Annotated in this window: 17 protein-coding genes; 7 read left to right on the top strand and 10 right to left on the bottom strand. The window is 65.6% G+C overall.

What is annotated here, in order from left to right; translation table 11 throughout:
- The first annotated feature begins 121 nt into the window (after positions 1 to 121).
- Positions 122 to 2,140: a GumC family protein gene (locus ACOJB8_RS34275; RefSeq protein WP_475016586.1), complete on the top strand. Its 2,019-nt coding sequence runs from the start codon at positions 122 to 124 to the stop codon at positions 2,138 to 2,140.
- Positions 2,141 to 2,159: 19 nt separating this feature from the next.
- The gene (locus ACOJB8_RS34270; RefSeq protein WP_069263421.1) at positions 2,160 to 3,131 is read left to right on the top strand and encodes a DUF6492 family protein; all 972 of its coding nucleotides are present in this window, start codon (positions 2,160 to 2,162) and stop codon (positions 3,129 to 3,131) included.
- A gap of 48 nt (positions 3,132 to 3,179) precedes the next feature.
- Here ACOJB8_RS34270 and ACOJB8_RS34265 read toward each other — a convergent pair whose 3' ends face one another.
- The 5 genes from ACOJB8_RS34265 to ACOJB8_RS34245 all read right to left on the bottom strand — a co-directional run bounded on the left by ACOJB8_RS34265 (position 3,180) and on the right by ACOJB8_RS34245 (position 6,436).
- A complete protein-coding gene (locus ACOJB8_RS34265) occupies positions 3,180 to 3,632 on the bottom strand; it encodes a lytic transglycosylase domain-containing protein (RefSeq protein WP_428996002.1) in 453 nt (150 codons plus the stop codon).
- 81 nt (positions 3,633 to 3,713) lie between these two features.
- Entirely contained in the window at positions 3,714 to 4,052 is a 339-nt protein-coding gene (locus ACOJB8_RS34260) for a hypothetical protein (protein WP_475016584.1), read from the bottom strand.
- Positions 4,053 to 4,056: 4 nt separating this feature from the next.
- The gene (locus ACOJB8_RS34255) at positions 4,057 to 4,431 is read right to left on the bottom strand and encodes a hypothetical protein (RefSeq protein ID WP_368727736.1); all 375 of its coding nucleotides are present in this window, start codon (positions 4,429 to 4,431) and stop codon (positions 4,057 to 4,059) included.
- Positions 4,432 to 4,701: 270 nt separating this feature from the next.
- Complete coding sequence (locus ACOJB8_RS34250) at positions 4,702 to 4,995, bottom strand: GYD domain-containing protein (RefSeq protein ID WP_069263426.1); 294 nt, start codon at positions 4,993 to 4,995, stop codon at positions 4,702 to 4,704.
- A gap of 34 nt (positions 4,996 to 5,029) precedes the next feature.
- The gene (locus ACOJB8_RS34245; RefSeq protein ID WP_368727737.1) at positions 5,030 to 6,436 is read right to left on the bottom strand and encodes an FAD-binding oxidoreductase; all 1,407 of its coding nucleotides are present in this window, start codon (positions 6,434 to 6,436) and stop codon (positions 5,030 to 5,032) included.
- Positions 6,437 to 6,889: 453 nt separating this feature from the next.
- On the opposite strand from ACOJB8_RS34245, the gene ACOJB8_RS34240 reads away from it, so the two are divergent.
- Positions 6,890 to 7,099, top strand: a complete 210-nt coding sequence (locus ACOJB8_RS34240) for a DUF1059 domain-containing protein (RefSeq protein WP_069263432.1) — start codon at positions 6,890 to 6,892, stop codon at positions 7,097 to 7,099.
- Positions 7,100 to 7,309: 210 nt separating this feature from the next.
- On the opposite strand, the gene ACOJB8_RS34235 is transcribed toward ACOJB8_RS34240, so the two are convergent.
- Entirely contained in the window at positions 7,310 to 7,783 is a 474-nt protein-coding gene (locus ACOJB8_RS34235) for an Lrp/AsnC family transcriptional regulator (RefSeq protein WP_069263434.1), read from the bottom strand.
- 140 nt (positions 7,784 to 7,923) lie between these two features.
- On the opposite strand from ACOJB8_RS34235, the gene ACOJB8_RS34230 reads away from it, so the two are divergent.
- From ACOJB8_RS34230 to ACOJB8_RS34215, 4 genes are all read left to right on the top strand, one after another.
- Positions 7,924 to 11,454: an indolepyruvate ferredoxin oxidoreductase family protein gene (locus tag ACOJB8_RS34230; RefSeq protein WP_342948723.1), complete on the top strand. Its 3,531-nt coding sequence runs from the start codon at positions 7,924 to 7,926 to the stop codon at positions 11,452 to 11,454.
- A 41-nt stretch (positions 11,455 to 11,495) separates the two neighbouring features.
- Positions 11,496 to 12,263, top strand: a complete 768-nt coding sequence (locus ACOJB8_RS34225) for an SDR family NAD(P)-dependent oxidoreductase (RefSeq protein ID WP_342948724.1) — start codon at positions 11,496 to 11,498, stop codon at positions 12,261 to 12,263.
- 92 nt (positions 12,264 to 12,355) lie between these two features.
- Positions 12,356 to 13,261: a LysR family transcriptional regulator gene (locus tag ACOJB8_RS34220; protein ID WP_342948725.1), complete on the top strand. Its 906-nt coding sequence runs from the start codon at positions 12,356 to 12,358 to the stop codon at positions 13,259 to 13,261.
- 55 nt (positions 13,262 to 13,316) lie between these two features.
- Complete coding sequence (locus ACOJB8_RS34215) at positions 13,317 to 14,903, top strand: Na+/H+ antiporter (protein WP_069263442.1); 1,587 nt, start codon at positions 13,317 to 13,319, stop codon at positions 14,901 to 14,903.
- Between the two features lie 18 nt (positions 14,904 to 14,921).
- Here ACOJB8_RS34215 and ACOJB8_RS34210 read toward each other — a convergent pair whose 3' ends face one another.
- The 4 genes from ACOJB8_RS34210 to ACOJB8_RS34195 form a co-directional block, all read right to left on the bottom strand.
- The gene (locus ACOJB8_RS34210; protein ID WP_475016580.1) at positions 14,922 to 16,406 is read right to left on the bottom strand and encodes an MmgE/PrpD family protein; all 1,485 of its coding nucleotides are present in this window, start codon (positions 16,404 to 16,406) and stop codon (positions 14,922 to 14,924) included.
- A 44-nt stretch (positions 16,407 to 16,450) separates the two neighbouring features.
- Complete coding sequence (locus ACOJB8_RS34205) at positions 16,451 to 17,818, bottom strand: short-chain fatty acid transporter (RefSeq protein WP_342948728.1); 1,368 nt, start codon at positions 17,816 to 17,818, stop codon at positions 16,451 to 16,453.
- A 78-nt stretch (positions 17,819 to 17,896) separates the two neighbouring features.
- On the bottom strand, positions 17,897 to 18,772 hold the full coding sequence (locus ACOJB8_RS34200; protein WP_342948729.1) for an amidohydrolase family protein: 876 nt from the start codon (positions 18,770 to 18,772) through the stop codon (positions 17,897 to 17,899).
- A gap of 65 nt (positions 18,773 to 18,837) precedes the next feature.
- Positions 18,838 to 20,040: a CaiB/BaiF CoA transferase family protein gene (locus ACOJB8_RS34195; protein ID WP_342948730.1), complete on the bottom strand. Its 1,203-nt coding sequence runs from the start codon at positions 20,038 to 20,040 to the stop codon at positions 18,838 to 18,840.
- Positions 20,041 to 20,145 lie beyond the last annotated feature (105 nt).

Below are 20,145 nucleotides of genomic sequence, written 5' to 3'. Positions count from 1 at the left end.
TAGAACAAGGCCTGAAAGGAAGGCGGCTGTTGTCGAACTGACGGTCCGGGACTATCTCAACACCTTTTTTTATTATCGCAAGGTTGCAACAGCGGTATTTCTTTCCGTTGTGGCGATCGGCGTGGTGGTTGCGCTTCTGGTGCCCATGCCTTACCGGGCGCAGTCGACTTTGCTCGTACTCCTTGCAGGATATTACGACCAGTCGAACAACCCGAATGGCGGCGCCGCGGTGCAGCCCGCCATTGGCCAGCTCGACGGCGTCGAAGCGCAGATCCTCAGCAGCCCGGAACTGCATCGCGACGTGGTGATCGCGAAACTGGGGCCGAACGCAAGCGAACAAGAAATCGACAGCCATTTGCAGGAATTCGAGCATCGGCTGCATATCGAGCAAAACGATCTCGCGAGCACCATCAACCTCACGTATTACGACGCCGATCCCAAGGAAGCAGCCGATGCGCTTTCGCGTCTGCTCGACACGTACTTCCGCCGGCGCGCGACGATTTTCACGTCCGGCCGCGTCGATTTCCTCACTGGTCAGCGCGACGAAGTCGCAAGGCAACTGAAAAAAGCCGATGCCGACCTGCTCGCGTTCCAGAAAACGCACGGCATCGTCAATATCGACGACCAGACCTCGCGCGCCGTGCTGCTCGAAAGCCAACTGGTTCAGCAAAAGCTCGAGAACGACACGTCGCTCGCGCAGCATCGCGGCGAACTGAAGTCGGAGCAGGCGTCCTCGAAGGGGGTCAAGGCCACGATCCCGATCTTCACCGACGACTCCGAGGCCGCCCATGCGCTCGACACGATGCAGCTTTCGCTGATGCAGCTCGAAGCGCGCCGCGCCGATTTCGCCTCGCGCTACATGGACAGCTCGCCGTTCGTGCAGCAGATCGATCAGCAGATCGCCGACATGCACGCGAGCATCGCGCGACGCAAGGCGCAAATGGCCACGGCCACGCGCTACGGCCACAACGATTACTACGACGTGGTGCAAGGGCGGCTGGCCGCACTGAATGCGAGCATCGCGGGCGAAACCGCGCGCCAGCAGGCGCTCGAAGAGCAGATCAAGGACACGCGCGCGAAGCTGCGCAGCCTGAGCGACATCTCCAGCCAGATGCGCCAGCTGCAGGCAACGCGTGACATTCTGGCCGACAGCTTCAAGGACCGTTCGCGCCAGGTCGAGCTGGCGAAGATCCAGCAGGGACAGGTGAGCCAGGTGAACAGCACGAACGTGCGCGTGATCCAGGCGCCGTTCCCGCCTTCGCAGCGCAGCGTGTCGGCCAGCCTCATCATTGCGGCGAGCGTGGCGGCGGGTCTGCTGATTTCGGCGCTCGTCGTGCTCGTCATGGCGAGCCTGCGCGAGACCTTCCTGAGTCCGGAGCAGGCCGAGCGCTCTCTGCTGCTGCCGGTGCTGAACGCGCCGGTGATGCTCGGCGGCGGCGCACGCCGGCCCGGCGCCGCGGGGGCGTCGGCCGACGCGGCCAAAGCGGCGAGCCGGCCCGCGCACATGGCGTATGGCCGCATGATCGCGGCCATCAACGCGAGCACGGACTCGCCCGCCAAGGTGGTCATGGCGCTCTCGTTCGGCAAGAACGATGGGCTGCTTTCGGTGATTCGCGGCCTCGCCGTCGAACTCGAGCATCGCACGACCAAGCCGGTCCTCATTCTCGACATGGCTTCCGGCGCCGACTCGCCGCTCTATGGCCCGCCGAACGCGCAGGGCCTGCTGACGTGGTCGGGACACGGCGGGCAAAGCCGTGCGGCGAGCGCGGCGCCCACGGAGATCGCGGCTTCGAGCGGCCTCCTGTTCGAAAGCGTCGAGCGGCACAACATCGTCGTCGCGCGGCCGGAGAGCGGCACGTTCCCGACTTCGTGGCAGCAGACCACGACCCTGTTCAATACGCTGCGCGAGGCGCACGACTACATCGTCGTGCATGCGCCGCCCGCGAGCCAGTCGTTCGCCGGCATCGAAAACGCGGCGCTGGCGGACGCCACGGTCATGGCGGTGCGCGCAGAGGTGTCGCGCAAGCCCGTGGTCCTCGGCCTGAAAACGCAGCTGCTCGACGCGGGCGGCAGGCTGATCGGCATTGCGCTGACGCATCGGCGCGGCTATATCCCGAACTTCATTTACCGATTCTTCTAACATTCGGGACCTGACTGCCATGCACCAGATCAGCGCGATCCTGCCGGTGAAGACGCGGGGACGGCATTACGCCGACAATATCGGCCGTTGCGACATCCTCTTCTCGTCGCTGCGTCACTTCACGACGCCCAGGACGTTTCACCGTTTCGTCATCGTCGTGCCGCACGACGAACTCGAAGAGGTCAAGGGCTACGCGAAAGCGTGGTCCGATTTCCCCATCGAAGTGGTCGACGAATCGCTGTACATGGGCATTTTTGCGGAGTTCTCGCAGCGTCATCAGATCCGCAACTGGCACCGGCAGCAGATCATCAAGCTGAATGCACCCGAATGGATCGAGACCGAGTATTTCCTCGTGCTCGACCCCGACTGCTTCGCCACGCATCGCTTCAGCGCGGATACGCTGATTCTCGACGGTCGGGCGCTCACGCATGTTCAGCCGCGCACGGTCGAGCCGTATTACTGGGAGGCTTCGGCGAAGCTGTTGAATCTCGATCCGCAACTCGCGCGCGACGGCATCTGGTGGACGCCGGCCATCCTGTCGCGCACGTTGTGTCTGAGCCTGCAACAGCGCCTCGCGGCTTTGCACGGCACCGACTGGCGGCGCGTGCTGCTCGCCAATTACGCACTCGACTGGACCGAATACACGCTTTACTGGCTCAACGCGGAACACGAAGGGCTGCTGGAGCAGTACCACACGGGCCCGAAACCGGGCCAGCGCGCGCTGCACGCCGACGAAAGCGTCTGGTTTGCCGACAAGATGGAAGGCTGGAGCGAGGCCCGCCACCTTGCGCCGGAAAGCGACGGCATGTTCGCCGTGGTCCAGAGCAACACGCACATCTCGCCACAGCGCGTGGTGGAGAAGCTTGCGCCGTATTTCCCGATCACGCTGCAGCCTTACGAGCGCCATGTCGACCCTGCGCTCAAGGGCGCCGAGCTCTATTCGGCCATGGCGCGCCGCGGGCTCAAGCTGTTGAACAAGCTGCGCGGCTAAGCGATCGTTGCGCATGCAACGAATAGGAAGCGACGCCGGGCGCTTCGTTCATCGCCCCGGCTGCAGGTGGCCCCAGCTCACGAGAATGGCCTGAATGCTGCGCGCGTAGGCATCGCGCTCGTGCGGCGACTCCGAGTGGTATGCGCCAATCGCGCGCCACGTGTTGCCGTATCGCACCATCTTTTGCTTGAGCAGCCAGGCGGCCACGAAAATATTCACGCACGGGTCCGTGAGGGCGCCGTGCGGAATGCCCTCGCGCGAAAGCTCCGAAAAGTGGATCGAGTTGATCTGCGCTTGGCCGACGTCGATCGAGCCGTTCGCATTGTGATTGATGGCCGCCGCGTCGCCTTTCGATTCACGCCACGCTACGGCGCGCAGCACGAGCGGATTCACGCCCTGGTAGGCGCCGGCCTTTTCGAAGCATTCGTCGGCAGGCGGCGCGGCATGCGCGACCGTCGCGCCGAGCGCCGCGAGGCTCATGATCGCGACCCACGCGCGCATGACTCGCGATCGTAGCTGGCGCAGGGCGTTGGTCTTCTGCTGCATGGGTCGAAGCTCCGGGTTGGGCGTCAATGCGCGACGTCACTGCGCGAGAGCGGAATCGAGTTTCTGCTCGATGTCCTTGAGATAGGCGCGCGAGGTGTCGGAGACAACGAGACGCGGCGTGGGCATGGCGCAGTGGCAATCGCGCTGACGCGTCTTCTTCTTGTTGTGCGACGACGAATGCGGCGCGTGAGCCTCGTCGTCGTCGCCGGTTGCGGGCGGCAGCATGGCGAGCGAGGGCAGCGGCGGATAGACCTTGTCGGCGGCAGGCATGGCGGCAGCGGCAACGACGGTGGAGGCGGGCGCGCTGGCGGCGGGTTGGCCCGCCCAGGCGGCGCTACCTAGGCCGAGTGCAGCGGCGAGAACGATCGGACGCATCGTGTCAGCTCCCAGCATGCATCGGTTCGATCGAGACGCTGTACGTCTGGTTCGCGCCAGCCGTCAGGTTTTCTAGCGCGGGCTTGGGCCCTCGCGCGGGCACGCCCCGCCAGATGGCCTGATTGATGTACTTGAAGTCCTCGCCCAGCGCCGTCACGCGGATCACGGTGGACTGCTTTTGCGCGGCGGCGAGCGCGCCGGCCTTGGCGAGCACGGCGCTCAGTTGCGGGTCGTGCGCGCCTAGTGCATCGGCGGGAATGTCGAACTTCATGATGACGTTCGACTCGGCGGGTTTCCCGGTTTGTGCCGTAGTGGGCGGCTGCAGTTGCGCGCAGCCTGTCACAACCATTACGGTAAGTAAAAGCAAAACGCGCGTCACGTCCGGGTCTCCAAAAATTCGTGGCGATGTACGCGTTGTCGGCCTCGCGCGCGCGGACTTGATACCCGAGAGGCAAACGTTTGCCAAAAAGAAAGACTTCGCTCGCGCAATGCGGCTTCCCGGAAGGTTGCTCGCGCGCCATGGTGTGTTCGGGCAGGGAACTGCCTCCCCCAATCTGGCGGGAGGAATGCGCCGCGCGTGCGGCGAATAGGTATGAAGAATGATGAATGGCGGCGCGGCACCGGCCCGGGTGCCGCGCGCCGGCGCTCATTAATTGAGCTTGCCGAGAACCGCCGTGAACTCATCCTTGCTCAAGGCGCGCAGCGTTTGCGTGCGGATATTGCCGAGCGACCCGAGTGCGAGGCCGAACGCCATGAAGCTTTCCTCGTCGGGCGCTTCGATGACCGTGACGATGTCGTACTTCCCGAGCGTCCAGTAGATCTGCTTCATTTCACAGCCGAAAGTTTTGGCGAGTTCCGCTGCCTGACCGGCCCGTTGCGCGCTGTTCTTGACGGCGCGGATACCCTGGTCGGTGAACTGCGCAAGCACCACATAAGTCGACATGACGATTCCCCTTACGATGACATCGAAACGCGGATTACTGGCTTCCCTCGGCCGACCCTTCGGGCCGGATGTTCTGGTTATGGCGGAAAAGATTGTGCGGGTCGTATTTCGTCTTGACGGCGACGAGACGGCTCATGTTCGGACCATAGGCCGCCTCGACGCGCGAGCGTTCGTCGTCGGTGAGGAAGTTCACGTAGACGCTGCCGAGCGCATAAGGCGCGGAAGCTTCGAAGAAGCCGCGCGCCCAGGCGACGCAGCGGGCGTCGTCGGCGGGATCGCTCCAGCGGCCGTGCACGTTCATGACGTAGAGCGCGTCGCGATTCGGGTAGGCCATCGCATCGGGCGCGACGCGCAGGGTCGCGCCGCCAATTTGCCCGAAGAATATTTCGCACTCCGGCGAGGGCAGCGCGGCGATGGCGTCGATCAGCGTGTCGATGAGGCCGTCGGGCAGCGCGTCGAGATTGTGCGATTTCCAGTAGTTGCGGGCGCCCGGCGTGAGCAGCGGATCGAACGCCTGCTGCCACGCGGCATAGGGCATCGGCCCGAGATGTTCGCCACACGGTGGTCCGAAGCGCCGCACGGCCTCCACCGCGTTCGGCCCGTTTTCCGGCGGCCCCGAATAGCAGATCGCGAACACGATGACGGGCTTGCCGTGCACCTCGGGCGGCAGGAACGGCAGCGGCGGCGCGAGACGCGACACGCTCCACACGGTCAGGTCTTCGGACATCGCTTCGGCCGCTTCGCGGTAGTGTGTCAGCGCTTCTTTCGCGGCGTCGAACGGCAGCACGACCAGTCCGCCGTAGATCTCGGGACCGACGGGGTGTAGCGCGAACTCGAACATCGTCACCACGCCGAAGTTGCCGCCGCCGCCGCGCAGCGCCCAGAAGAGGTCGGCGTTTTCTTCGGCGCTCGCGCGCAGCAGGTTGCCGTCGGCGGTCACGACGTCGGCGGCGACGAGGTTGTCGACCGACATGCCGAAGCGCCGGCTTAGCCAGCCGAAGCCGCCGCCCAGCGTGAGACCCGCGACGCCCGTCGTCGAATTGATGCCGAGCGGCGTAGCGAGGCCGAATGCCTGCGCTTCGTGGTCGAAATCGTGCAGCGTGGCGCCGGGCTCCACATACGCGCGGCGTGTGGCGGGCTCGACTCTGACCGACTTCATCAGCGAGAGATCGATCACGATGCCGCCGTCGCATAGCGCGCTGCCTGCGATATTGTGGCCGCCGCCGCGCACGGCGAGCGGTAGGCCGCTTTCACGCGCGAGCGCCACGGTCTGGCGCACGTCGGCGCAACCCCGGCAGCGCACGATGAGCGCGGGGCGGCGCTCGATCATCGCGTTCCAGATTTGCCGGGCTTCTTCGTAGGCCGCGTCGCCGGGTTGCAGGGCTTCGCCGCGCAGCGCGCTTTTCAATGTGGCGATGGATTCGCTCGACAGGCTCGACATGGCACACCTCTCAATTCAACGGATCGGACAAACGCGCGCCATTAGCCGGACGTGCGTTTTCATGGACTGAACGGAACTGCAGGCGACCGCTTCAATTGTCGAATCAATGCGGCTGACGCACGCGCGTGACGCGGCGTGCGTCCGGTCGGGAAAGCGGGAAGGAAGGGCTTTCGCAAAGGGCGGCGGGGGCCGCCTCTGGCCGGACCGCGAGGGGCCGGGCGGCGAGCGCTTTGTGACAATCTGGATTGCACCCAGGCAGCCACCGAGCCTCGTCGATTCATTAGATAACCTAAATTACGCAGCTTGATAAAAAAACGTGCAATTAATTCAGATTATTGTCGCGTCTGGATTCGCTTTAATAGTTTAGCAAGCACAATGCATGGATTCTATAATTTTCACGCGCGCGGCCTGCATGCGTGCCTGTTTTTTACCCGCCCAGCGAGAGGTTCCACCATGACGCGAAAGTACATTGACTGCAGGGAGTTTCCCAGTGAGATGAACTGCACGGTTGCTATCTCGGCGGATTCGGATTCGGAGCTTCTGGAAGCTGCCGTGCAACACGCGGTGAGCGTGCATCGTCACGCCGATTCGCCCGAACTGCGCGCGCAACTCAGCCAGCTCTTTCATGAGGGCTCGCCGCCCGAAATATCGCCACGTTCATGACGAGAAACCGGCCCGGCATGCAATGTGCCGGCCGGTGCGCCTGCCCCCGAGGCGCACGAGAAAACGCAGCGCCGCAACGTGGCGCTCGAACAGCGCACCGCCGCGCTGCTCACGGCGCAGGCGCGCGCCGCAAGACGGGGCAAAAGGCGTGAACGCCCTCGCTAAGCAGTGATTCCTTCGACATCCTGAACCGCAGCATTGCACCGCGCGTCACTCGTCGCGCACGCGCACCGGCAGCTCGGTTTTGTACTCCACGCGGCGCAGCGCCACGGAAGTGTGAATGTCACGCACGCCCTCGATCTTGGTGAGGCGCGTCATGACGAAACGCTCGATGCCCGCAATATCGCTCGCCACCACGCGCAGCATGTAGTCGAACGCGCCCGTCATCAAATAACACTCCATCACCTCGTCGTAGTTCGAGATCGCGCGCTCGAACGCGGCTAGCCGTGTCTCGTTCTTCTTCTCGATTGCCACCGACACATAGGCGTTGACGGGAAAGCCCGCTTTCTCCTGATCGAGCAGCGTGACGTACTGCGTGATGACGCCGCGCTCTTCGAGCATACGGATGCGCCGGTAGAACGGTGAAAGCGAAAGCCCGAGCGATTCGGCGAGGTCGGCCGACTTCACGTGCGCGTCGCGCTGCAGGGCGTGCAGGATGGCCACATCCACGCGGTCGAATTTCATTGGCCAGCTTTCCCTGAAAAAGTTGAATTTGGGGCGAGTGTTGCTAATTGATGAACAGAATGTGGCTCAGTTTGGCACGAATCGCCGCTATTGGCTACCTAGAATCCGCTAATACCCACAAGTCGAACAGCGGAGACACCATGAACATGCGAGCCGTCGAGACCGATCGCCAGATCGATACGGACTATCGACTCGAAGACCGCTACCTGCGCGAGGACGGCGCGGTCTTTCTCACCGGCACCCAGGCGCTCGTGCGCATCCTGATCGAACAGGCGCGCGCGGACCGCCTTGCCGGGCTGAAAACGGCGGGTCTCGTCTCCGGCTATCGCGGCTCGCCGCTCGGCGGATTCGATCAGGAACTGTGGCGCCAGAAGGCACTGCTCGCGGACTTCGACGTGCGCTTCGAGCCGGGCCTGAACGAAGACCTCGGCGCGACCATGCTGTGGGGCGCGCAGCAACTCGACGCGTTTCCCGGCAAACGTGTGGAAGGCGTGTACTCGATGTGGTACGGCAAGGGGCCGGGCGTGGACCGCACCGGCGACGTGTTCCGCAACGCCAACATGCTCGGCACCGCGCGGCACGGCGGCGTGCTGGCGGTGGCCGGCGACGACCACGCGGCGCAGTCGTCGATGTTTCCGCACCAGACGGACCACGTCTTCGAAGGCGCGATGATGCCGATTCTCTTTCCGGCGTCGGTAGAGGAATACATCGAGTACGGGCTCACCGGCTATGCGCTGTCGCGTTTCAGCGGACTGTGGGTCGGTTTCAAGGCGATTACGGAGACGGTGGAAAGCGGCCGCTCGATGCGCGTGGGCCGCGGCGTGCCGTTGCGCTTGCCCGCCGACATCGCCGTGCCGCCGAAGCGCGGCTTCAACTACGACCCGCAATTGCGCTGGCCCGCGGAGCGCGCCGAACTGGAGCGCCGCGTGCTCGAAGAGCGCCTGCCCGCCGCGCTCGCCTTCATGCGGGCGAATCCGCTCGACCGCGCGTTGCTGCGCCCCGCGCAGGCGCGCGTGGGCATCGTGACGGTGGGCAAGGCGCATGCAGACGTGCTGGCCGCGTTCGAGGCGCTGGGGCTCACGGCCGAGCGCCTCGAACAACTCGGTATCGGGCTTTATAAGGTCGGCATGATCTGGCCGCTCGAAACGAAAGGGCTCAAGGCATTTGCGCGCGGCATGCAGGCGCTTTTCGTCGTAGAGGAAAAGCGCTCGTTCGTGGAGCGGCAGATCAAGGAAGCACTCTTTAACGTGCGGGCCGACGAGCGGCCGTCCGTGCACGGCAAGACGCTCGGCGAGCGCGAGCCGCTGCTGCCCGCCGCGATGGAGTTCGCACCCGAGCAGCTCGCGCACGCACTGCAGCGGTTTTTCCGGCACGTCGAGATCGATCTGCCGTTGGTCGCTACCGGCGCGACCCATGCGCGTTCGGGTGCGCAGCGCGTGATCGCGCTCGCGCAAGCGCCGCAAGGCGAACCGCTCACCCGCAAGCCGTTCTTCTGCGCGGGCTGCCCGCACAATACGTCGACGCGTCTGCCCGACGGCTCGCATGCCGCGGCCGGTATCGGCTGCCACATCATGGCGCTCGGCGAGGCGGGCAACACGGCGACGTTTTGCCAGATGGGCGGCGAAGGCGTGCAGTGGGTCGGGATGTCGACCTTCACGGACATGCCGCATCTGTTCGTGAATCTCGGCGACGGCACCTATCAGCACTCGGGCAGCCTGGCGATCCGCCAGGCCGTGGCGGCGCGCGCGAACGTCACTTACAAGATCCTCTTCAACGATGCGGTGGCGATGACCGGCGGCCAGCCCGCCGAGGGCGGCCTCACCGTGCATCGCGTGGTGGCGCAGGTCCGGGCCGAAGGCGTGAACGAAGTCGTCGTGGCGACCGACCGGCCCGAGCAGTACGCGGGCTCGCAGGCGTTGCCTGCGGGCGTGACGCTCTTGCACCGCGACGCGCTCGATACGCTGCAACGCCGCCTGCGCGAGCAGAAGGGTGTTTCGGTGATCGTCTACGACCAGACCTGCGCCGCCGAAAAGCGGCGCCGCCGCAAGCGCGGCAAGCTGATCGATCCGCCCACGCGTGTGGTGATCAATCCGGCCGTCTGCGAAGGCTGCGGGGACTGTTCCGTGCAGTCGAACTGCATCGCGATCGAGCCGCTCGAAACGGAGCTGGGCCGCAAGCGGGCCATCAATCAATCGAGTTGCAACAAGGACACCTCGTGCGTGAAGGGCTTTTGCCCGAGCTTCGTGACGGTGGAGGGCATGGAGCCGAAGCGCCCGGACGCCGCGCGCATTCAGCGCATCGAAGCGGAACTGCGCGCCACGCTCGCACCGCCCGCTCACGTGCCGCAGGCGCTGGAGCAACACCTGCGCATGGTTGTGACGGGTGTGGGCGGCACGGGCGTCGTGACGATCGGTGCGATCCTCGCCATGGCCGCGCACCTCGAAGGGCGCGGCGCCTCGACGCTCGACTTCACGGGCCTCGCGCAAAAGAACGGCGCGGTGTTGAGCCACGTGCAGATCGCGCAGAGCCGCGGGCTCATCACCACCTCGCGTATCGGCGCGCATGCGGCCAACGTGCTGCTGGGCTGCGACGCCGTGGTGGCGGCATCGTTGGGCGCGCTCTCGCGCCTGCCGGGCAGCGGCGCGCGCGCGATCGTGAACGAGCGCATCAACGCGACCGCCGACTTCGTGCGCGACGGCGATCTGCCCGTGAGCAAAGCCGTGCATCAGGCGGCGATCGAGAGCGCGATGGGCGCGGACGGCATGGTGTTCTGGGACTGCACGGCGGCGGCAGAAGCGATTTTCGGCGACGCCATCGCTTCGAACATGATGATGGTGGGCTACGCGTATCAGTCGGGGCTCGTGCCGCTTAGCGAAGCATCGATCCTGCAGGCAATCGGGCTCAATGGCGCGGCTGTGAAGATGAATGAACGCGCGTTCCTTTGGGGTCGTTTGATCGCACAGGACGCTCGCGCGCTCGAACGCGTGACGGGAGCGGACTTAGCGGTCGCTGACACGCCGTTCGATCTCGCTCGCTTCGTGGCCGAGCGCGAGCACGATCTCACGCTGTACCAGAACGCCGCCTATGCGAAGCGCTATCGCGCGCTGGTCGATGCCGTCGCGCAGGCAGAGCGCGCGATCGGAGGGGCGAGCGGCGCGCTTGCGCAAGCGGCGGCACGCCAATACTTCAAGGTGCTCGCCTACAAGGACGAGTACGAGGTTGCGCGCCTGCACACCGATGGCGGCTTCGGCGCGTACCTGTGCGCGTTGTTCGATGGCACGGCGGTCAGGAAGACGTTCCACATGGCGCCGCCGCTCCTCACGCGCCGCGATGCGCAAACCGGGCGCCGCAACAAGATCGCGCTGCGCGGCGTGTGGGCCGAGCCGCTGCTGCGTGTACTCAAGCACGGCAAGGCGCTGCGCGGCACGGCGCTCGATCCGTTCGCACGGCAGCGCGACCGCGTGATCGAGCGCGCGATGATCGGCGAATTCGAGGAAGACGTGCGCCTCGTGCTCGGCAAACTGACGCAGCAGACGCTGGCGGCAGCCGTCGGCCTGCTTGGCGTGCCGGGTGCGGTGCGAGGCTTCGGTATCGTCAAGGAGCGCAATTACGACCGCTCGCGCGGCGTGCGCGAAAAGTATCGGGCGGAACTGGCTGGCGAGACGGTTTGAAAGATCGGATAACGAATCGATAACCAACGGAGAATACTCAAATGGTTGTGCAGGACAAGACGTTTTTCATCACGGGCGGCGGTTCTGGACTCGGCGCGGCGGTGGGCCGACATCTGCTCGAACGCGGCGCGAATATTGTGTTCGGCGATATCGACGTAGCTCGTGCGCGTGACGCGGCGGCGCTCGGCGGCGAGCATGCACTGGCCGTCGAGGTGGATGTGACGCTGGCGGCAAGCGTCGAGGCGGCGATCGCGCTTGCCACCCAGCGCTTCGGTGCGCTGCATGGCGTGGTCAACTGCGCGGGGATCGCGCCGGCGCAGCGCATCGTCGGAAAAGACGGCGCGCATTCGCTCGATCTGTTCGCGAAGGTCGTGAGCGTCAACCTCATCGGCACCTTCAACGTGATGCGCCTCGCCGCCGTGGCGATGGCGAACAATACGCCGGATGCCGGCGGCGAGCGCGGCGTGATCGTCAATACGGCTTCGGTAGCCGCGTACGATGGCCAGATCGGGCAGTCGGCCTATGCGGCTTCGAAGGGTGGTGTCGTTTCACTTACGTTGCCGGCGGCGCGCGAACTGGCGCGCAACGGTATTCGCGTGGTGACCGTCGCCCCCGGCATCTTCGAAACGCCGATGCTGCTCGCCATGCCCGCCGAAGTGCAGCAGGCGCTGGGCGCGGGCGTGCCGTTTCCGCAGCGTCTTGGCCAGCCCGCGGAGTTCGCGGCGCTCGTCGAGCATATCGTCGGCAACCGCTATCTGAACGGCGAGGTGATCCGGCTCGATGGCGCGTTGCGGATGGCGCCGCGCTGATACCCGGTTTGTGTGGGGCCGGCCGCTGCGGGCACGTTTAAGACCACGTATCGTAGAATCGGAACCATCGACTCACGATATTCGAAAAGCACATGGCCAAGGACGTGACCTTGCGGCAGTTCCGCTACTTTGTGGCGGCGGCGCAGAACGGGCAGTTTTCGATGGCGGCGACGTCCGAGCATGTCTCGCAGTCGGCGATCACCAACGCGGTGCTTGCGCTCGAGGAGGCGCTCGGCACGCGGCTCTTCGTGCGCTTGCCCCAAGGTGTGGAACTGACGCCAGACGGGCAGGACTTCCTCAATCACGCGCGCCACGTGCTGGAGTCGGTGCGCGACGCACTGCACAAGGCGCCGTTTCGCGCGCACAGCTTGCGCGGCACGGTGCGCATGGCCGCCTCCTATACGCTGCTCGGCTACTTCCTGCCAGAACTGCTCGCGCGGTTTCGGGCGACCTATCCCGAGATCGAGATCGATCTGCACGATCTGGACCGGCCGGCCATCGAGGAGGCGGTGCTCGCGGGCAAAGTCGACCTTGGCGTGGCGTTGCTTTCCAATGTGGAGCGGCGCGCGCGCTTCGGTCACCACTTGCTGATGCGTTCGCGCCGCCAGTTGTGGGCCGCGCCGACGCATCCGCTCGCGCAGATGGGCACCGTCACGCTGCGCGACATCGCGCGTTACCCCTATATCCAGCTCACGGTGGACGAGGGCGAGGCCTCGACGCTGCGCTACTGGAAAAAGCGCCGCGTTGCGCCGAATATCGCGTTTCGCACGAGTTCGATGGAGGCGCTGCGCGGGCTCGTGGCGCATGGCTTCGGCGTGACGATACTCTCGGACATGGTGTTCAGGCCGTGGTCGCTGGAGGGCAAGCGCATCGACGCTTGCGCCATCGAGGATGCCATTCCGCAGATGGAAGCGGGCATGTTGTGGCATCCTGGTGCCGTGCTCAGCGATCCGGCGCGAGCGATGCAGCAGTTTTTGATTCACGCTTGCGGGAATTGAAGGGGGCGGCCGCGCTCCTCCACTCACCGTACCTGGGTAAAAACAAGGAAGCGTCATGTCGGCTGTGTCGGCGTTCAAGCTCGTGCTCCTTTCGCTCATCGCCATCATCGCGCTCGAGTTGCTCGCCAAACGCCTGCGCCTGCCGCCCGCTGCCGCGCTGCTGGTCGGCGGCGCCGCCATGGCCTTCGCGCCCGGCCTGCCGCCCGTGGTGATAGACCCGGACCTCGTCCTCATCGTGTTTCTGCCGCCCTTGCTCATGGACGGCGCTTACTTCTTCGTCTGGTCCGACTTCAAGCGTCACCTCGCGCCCATCCTGCTCTTCGCCATTGGCGCGGTGGCATTCACGACGTGGGCCGTTGGCGTGGTCGCGCATTGGGCCGTTCCGTCACTGCCTTGGGCCGCATGTTTCGCACTGGGCGCGGTGGTCTCGCCGCCCGATGCGGTCGCCGCGAAAGCCGTGCTCGAGCGGCTCGCGCTGCCGCGCCGGCTGATGGTGCTGCTCGAAGGCGAGAGCCTGCTCAACGACGCCGCCGGTCTCGTGCTGTTTCGCTTCGCCGTCGCGGCGGCATTGACGGGCGTATTCAGCGAGCCGAATGCGGCGCTCAGTTTCGTCGGGCTCGCGCTGGGCGGCATTGTTGTCGGCGCTGTCGTGGGCTATGTCGTCGTGTGCCTGCTGCGTCAGCTCCAGGACGAGTATCTGATCATCACCGCCTCCGTGCTGGCAGGCTGGATCGCCTATATCGCGGGGGACATGCTGGGCGTTTCGAGTGTGATCGCCACGGTCACGTGCGGCATGCAGCTAGGCTGGCATCAGCACGAAATCTTTTCGGCCACGGTGCGCAGCCGCGGCACGGCGTTCTGGCAGGTCATGGTCTTCGTGCTCGAGGCGCTGGTTTTCGTGCTGATCGGCCTCTCGCTGCGTGGGGTCATGCTGCGCCTCGGCGGGACGGGCAATGCTGTCGCGCTGCTCGGTCCCGCTGCAATGGCCGTTGTGCTCGCCGTCGTCGTCTCGCGCTGCGTGTGGACGTATGGCATCGAGATCGTCAGGACCGCGCTGCACCGGATGTTACCGACCCGCGTGAAAGCGGCGGACTTTCGTGGCGCAACGGTGGTGAGCTGGGCCGGCATGCGCGGCGTGGTCACGCTGGCCATTGCGCTTGCGCTGCCGGAAGCGATGCCGGGCCGCGATCTCATTCTCTTCGCCGCATTTGCCGTCATTCTGTTCACGGTGCTGCTGCAAGGCACGACCATCGGACCGCTCATCAAGCTGATCAGGCCTGCGAACGATATGGAAGGGGAGGAACCCTACCTCAACGAGCCGCAGGCGTGGGCGCGCCTCGAAGCCGCCCAGCTAGCGGCAATCACGCCGCTCGTCCATGGTCCGGACGGCAGCGTGATCCACCCGCGGCTGCTGGAGCAGTACACGTATCGTGCGAACCTCACGCGCAATTTTGCAAACGCCGAGAGCTATCCGCAGGAAATGCGCACCTCGCACTACGATGTCGTGCTGGCCGCCGTGGAGGCTGGACGCGCGGAGCTGTTGAAGCTGCACCGTGCCGGCCTGATCCACGACGAACTACTGCGCGTGCTCGAACGCGATCTCGATCTGGAGGAGCTTTCGGCGCGACACGGGAGGGGGTGATGCTTCCCCTCGCGTTCTTCAGGCGTGCACGACGAGTGGCGCAAACAGGTTCGAGAGGTCGCGCTGCTCGTCGAGACTCCAGAAAAAACCAAGCGCATCGTCGGCGCGCGCCTTGCCGATCACTGGCACCGCGTTCTTGCGGAACTTCGCTTCGAAGTCGCCGCGCTGCATCGGCCGCGTGGCGAAGCCTGGAATGTCGTCCACGCGCTTCGACACGGTTTGTCCGTCCGTGAGCGTGGCGCTTACGATGGTCGCGTAATATTTCGGATAGAGCCGGGTCAGTTCGGGATCCTCTACAACCTTGATCTTCTGCATGAAGGTGCGGATCTTCGGGTCATGGAGCGCTTCGGTGCGATAGCTCGCCAGGCTGATATCGCCGTCGAACATGGCGCGCGCGGTCACGTAGGGCAGGCTGTGATCGGCAGTCTCGCTCGTTTCGGGGGCCCATTTCTGCGGGTCCATGCCTGCCGAGAAGTAGCCTTCGTGCGAGGTGCGAATCTCCATGCTGACGATACGATCGAGGTCGCCCACCTGTTTCGCCACGTCGATGCCGCCAGCAATCGCCGTTTGCGTGAGCGCCTGCGCAGGGTAGAACTTCACGGCACAGTCGTTGATGCGAAACGGCCGGCCTTTGCCGCCGAAGCTCGCCGTGTCGATGCTGAATGGGCCGGATACCTGCTTGAACAGCCCTGCGTTGCCCTCGAAGATCGGCGCGGGGCCCGTGAGTCCGTCGCGCGCGAGGGCGGCCGAGAACACCGCGTTGCGTGCGGCGTCGGCATCGGCGAGACCCTTCCAGTTCGACATGGTCTGCACACGCGTCTGATTCAGCGCGAGGTGGCCGTTGAGCGAGAGGTTGACCGCTTCGGCCAGTTGCCGCTCGTCGAGCTTCATGAGCTTGCCCGCCGCGAGCGCGGCCGCTGGCAGGCTGAAGATGGGGTGATCCCAGCCGCGCGAACTGATCGAAGCGGCGTCCATGAGGCGGCAATCGATCTCGTAGGCGAGGGCGATGGCGACGATCAGATCGCGGCCATTCGCACCTTCGGCCTCGGCCTGGGCGAGACATGCGGCGATGTTGTCGCTCGGGTGGCCGATTTCCTTGCCCGCATAGACGTCGTTGAGGTCGTAATAGCGGATGGCCGCACCGTTCGCGAAGGTCGCGAGGTCGGGCGACGTGCGCCGCTGCGTGCCGAGCACGGTTGCGCCCCGGCCGTCGCCGCTCGCGTAGTTGAGCGCAACCTGGCGCGCGATGCCCACGGGTTTCTCGCCGAGCGCGGCGATGCCGCAGCCCAGCGCGTCGGCGGAGTGGGTCTTGACCGCCTCGATCGTACCGGCATCGAGATCGTCGTAGTCAAGCGCGGCGGCGTAAGCCGCAAGCCGCTGCGCGATCGTGGCCGAAGCCGATGCGGAAGCGACCTTCTGAGCGCGCGCCGCGCCGATGCCGCCGAATGTGCCCGCGCCCGCGGCGAGCGCCGTGAGCGACGCCATGAATGCACGCCGTTGCATGCGGTGTCTCCTTGTTCTTTGTTCGTTTCAGGGAAGAATGCGCATCAAACGAGCAGCAGCAGCGCCGCGCCGAACACCACGGTGCCGAGCAGGAACGTCATGACCGTGAAGCCCAGCACGCGCTGCACGCCGATGCCCGCCATCGCGACCACGGGCGCGGCCCAGAAGGGCTGCATCATGTTCGAGACCTGCTCGCCCATGGCGACGGCCATGGTGGTTGCGGGCATCGAAGCATGCAGCGCGATCGCCGCGGGCACGACGAACGGGCCCTGCACGGCCCAGTGGCCGCCGCCGCTCGGAATGAAGAACGTGACGATGAGCGAGCACACATAGCTCCAGAACGGCAGCGTGTGCGTGTTCGAGATCGCGATGAAGAAGTGCGAGATCACGTTGGGCAGGCCCGTGGCGTCCATCATGCCCATCACGCCGCCGTATAGCGGGTATTGCAGCATCATCGAGCCGGTCTGTTTGGCGGCGTTCTTGACCGCATCCGCGTAAGCGAGTGGATAGCCATGCAGGATCACGCCCGCGATGAACATCACGAAGATCACGGCGTTCACGCCGGAGAACGCTTCGATGTGCTCGATGCGCGCGAGCACGAGGAACGTCACGCCCACGAGGCCGATGAACGCGCTGCCGATCCACGAGTATTCGAGCCATTTCGCGAAGCTCAGCTTGCCTTCGGGGCGTTTGCGCGGTTCCGGGTCGGGGTTATTCTCGATGTCGAGCACGACGGCGTCTTCATCGCGCGGCTTGAGCAGTGCGAGCACGATGGGCGTGGCGACCAGCATCACGAGCACGGGCACGAGGTTGAACGCCGTGAACACGGTGTCGTTGAACGGCAGCACTTCGCCCGTGAGCTTTTGCACGACGTTCATCGCGCTGCCCGGCGTGGACTGCGCGAGCGCGATGGAGCTGGAAATGCCGCTCGCCCACACCACCCAGCCCGAAAAGCCCGCCGCGACGATCCACGCGAAGTCCACGCGCATGCGCTTGGCCACTTCGCGCGCGAGCAGCGCGCTCACCACGAGACCGAGGCCCCAGTTGAAGAACGAGGCCACGGCTACTAGCAGGAAGGTGAGCGCCGCTGCCTGCACCGGCGTGCGGGCGATGCCCACGAGCGCCTTGAACACGCGCTGCACGGGCGCGGCGTGCGCGAACGCGTGGCCCGTGACGAGCACGAGCGTGATCTGGAAGGCGAACGTGAGGATATTGAAGAAGCCCTTGTACCACCCGACCACGAGCGTGTTGAGCGTCGCATGCGGGGCGAACATCGCCGAGAGCGCGGCCACGACCGCGGTGATGAGGATCGCGAGCACGAACGGGTCGGGAATGGTGCGCTCGAACAGGCTGATCGTCGCGTCGGTAAAGCGTGTCTTGCGTACGGGTGCGGCGGTAGCGGTGGACTTCATGTTTCGTCTCCTGGTGCTGAAAGTGGCCGCACGTACCTGGCGCGCGGCTGTTTGTATCGGGGGCGCAGTGGCGCTAGTTCATCGGGCGAAGCCGTAGAGTTCGGCGGGGTTGTCGACGAGAATCCGCTTGCGCGCCGCTTCGTCGTCGACCCACGCGCCGAGCAGATCGAAGATCGCGGCGGTGTCGGGCTTGTGCGCCTCCGTCACGTGCGGCCAGTCGCTGCCCCACACGGTGCGCTCCGGCAGCAGCGCGGACCATGCGCGTGCTGTGTCGGCGAGGTCGGCGTAGCCGCCTGCGAGGCCCACTTGCGAATCGAGGTAGGCGCCCGAGAGCTTGACCCATACGCGCCCCGAAGCGGCCAGACGGCGCACCACACCATACGCGCGGTGCGCGGTGCCCGCGGGCAGGGGCAGGCGCGCGAGGTGGTCGAACACCATCTTGCAGGGCAGGCGAGTGAGCAATGCTTCGTGCTCGACAATCTGGTCGGCGGTCCAGTGCAACTGCACATGCCAGCCGAGTTCGGCAATGCGCTGCGCAAGCGGCTCGACCATGTCGAAGGTCACGACCGCCTGATGCGGCGTGTACAACGTGAAGCGGATGCCGCGTATGCCGCCGCGGTCGAGCATGTCGAGTTCGGCGTCGCTCACTTCGGGGCGCAGGACGGCTACGCCGCGGGCGTTGTCGATGCCCAGTTGGCGGATCGCGTCGAGCGTCACGCAGTTATCGGTGCCGTAGGGGCGCGGCGTGACGATCACGGTACGCTGCGTGCCGGTGCGTTCCTGTACGCGTCGATAGTCCTCGACCGTCGCGCGATCGACGATATGCGCGCCGTTGCCGGGCGAGGCCGCAAAGCGGCGATCGTAGATGTGGATGTGCGAATCGCACGCGAAGGCGGGCGCCGCGATGCGCGCCCCGGGGGCCTCGATGGTATGGACATGCTGCTCACGCTCCATCGCGTTGTCTCCTTGTTTGCCGCGCGCTACCAGGCATGGACGCGCGCGGATGCAGCTTTGTGTGTTCAGAGCACGGCGTGCTCGTTTCTCAATCGTTCGATATCGGCATCGCTCCAGCCGGCCTCGCGCAGCACCACATCGGAGTGCTCGCCGAAGGCGGGCGCGGCGATCGGGTCCGGCGCAGGCGTCGCGCCGAAGCGAATCGGCTCGCGAAAGCCGCGATACGCGCCCACGCCGGGATAGTCGTAGCGCGTGACCATCTCCTCTGCGAGCACCTGGGGATCGTCGAACATGTCTTCGACGGTGCGCGCCGCCGCGCAGGGCACCGCCTCGCCAAAATGCGCTTCCCATTCGAGCGCGCTGCGCGCCTGCAACGCGGCGTGCAATTGCGGCACGATCTCGTCGCGATGCTCGGCACGTTTGCGCACCGAATCGTAACGCTCGTTCTGCGCGAGTGCAGCGAGCCCGGTTTTTTCGCAGAGCGCCTGCCAGAAATGCGGCGTGTTCGCGGAGATGTAGAGCCAGCCTTCGCGCGTCGGATGAATACCGGTGATGCCGCCCGAACGCATGTCGCGGCCAACGTCCTTCGGCTCGTCGTCGGCCCAGATCATGCGCGCGGACTGCATGGTGAGCGCGCTGCGCAGCAGCGAAACGCCCACGTACTGGCCCGCGCCGCTGCGCTCGCGCTCGAACAGCGCGGAGGATACGCCCGCTGCGACGAGCGCGGCGGCGTAGTAGTCGACCACCGAGCCGTAAAGAATCTCGGGCGGGCCATCGCTCTTGCCCTGCAGCGCGCACATGCCCGTCATGGTTTGCAGCACCTGGTCGTAGCCGGCCTTGTCCTTGTTCGGGCCCTGGTCGCCGTAGCCGGTGACTGCGCAGTAGATGAGCCGCGGGTTCACTTCGCGCAGCTGTTCCCAGGCAATACCGAGCCGTGCCGGCACGCCGGGTCGAAAGTTGTGCACGAGCACGTCAGCCTGTTCGACGAGGCGCAGCAGCACCTCCTGCGCGCGGGATTGCTTCAGGTCGAGCACGAGCCCGCGCTTGCCGCGATTGACGCCGAGAAAGGCGCGGCTCTCGGCCTGGAGCGTGGACGGATACTTGCGCAGGTTATCGCCCGTGGGCGGCTCGATCTTGATGACGTCCGCGCCCTGGTCTGCAAGCAGCGTGCAGCCATACGGGCCCGCGATATAGGCGCTCAGGTCGAGCACGCGCACGCCCGCGAGCGGGCCGCGCGGCGCTGCATTCGATTCGGCAGGCTGGCTCATTGGCGCACCTCGCTCGACGTTGCGGATGCAATGAGTCCAAGCCGTTCGGCGCTCTGCACGAGGGCACGGGCGCGCTCGACGAAAGGCGCGTCGATCATCTTGCCG

It is taken from the genome of Paraburkholderia sp. BR10141, assembly GCF_056155635.1.
Note: the sequence above shows the minus strand (reverse complement) of the source record. Positions and strands in the feature narration are given on the sequence as shown.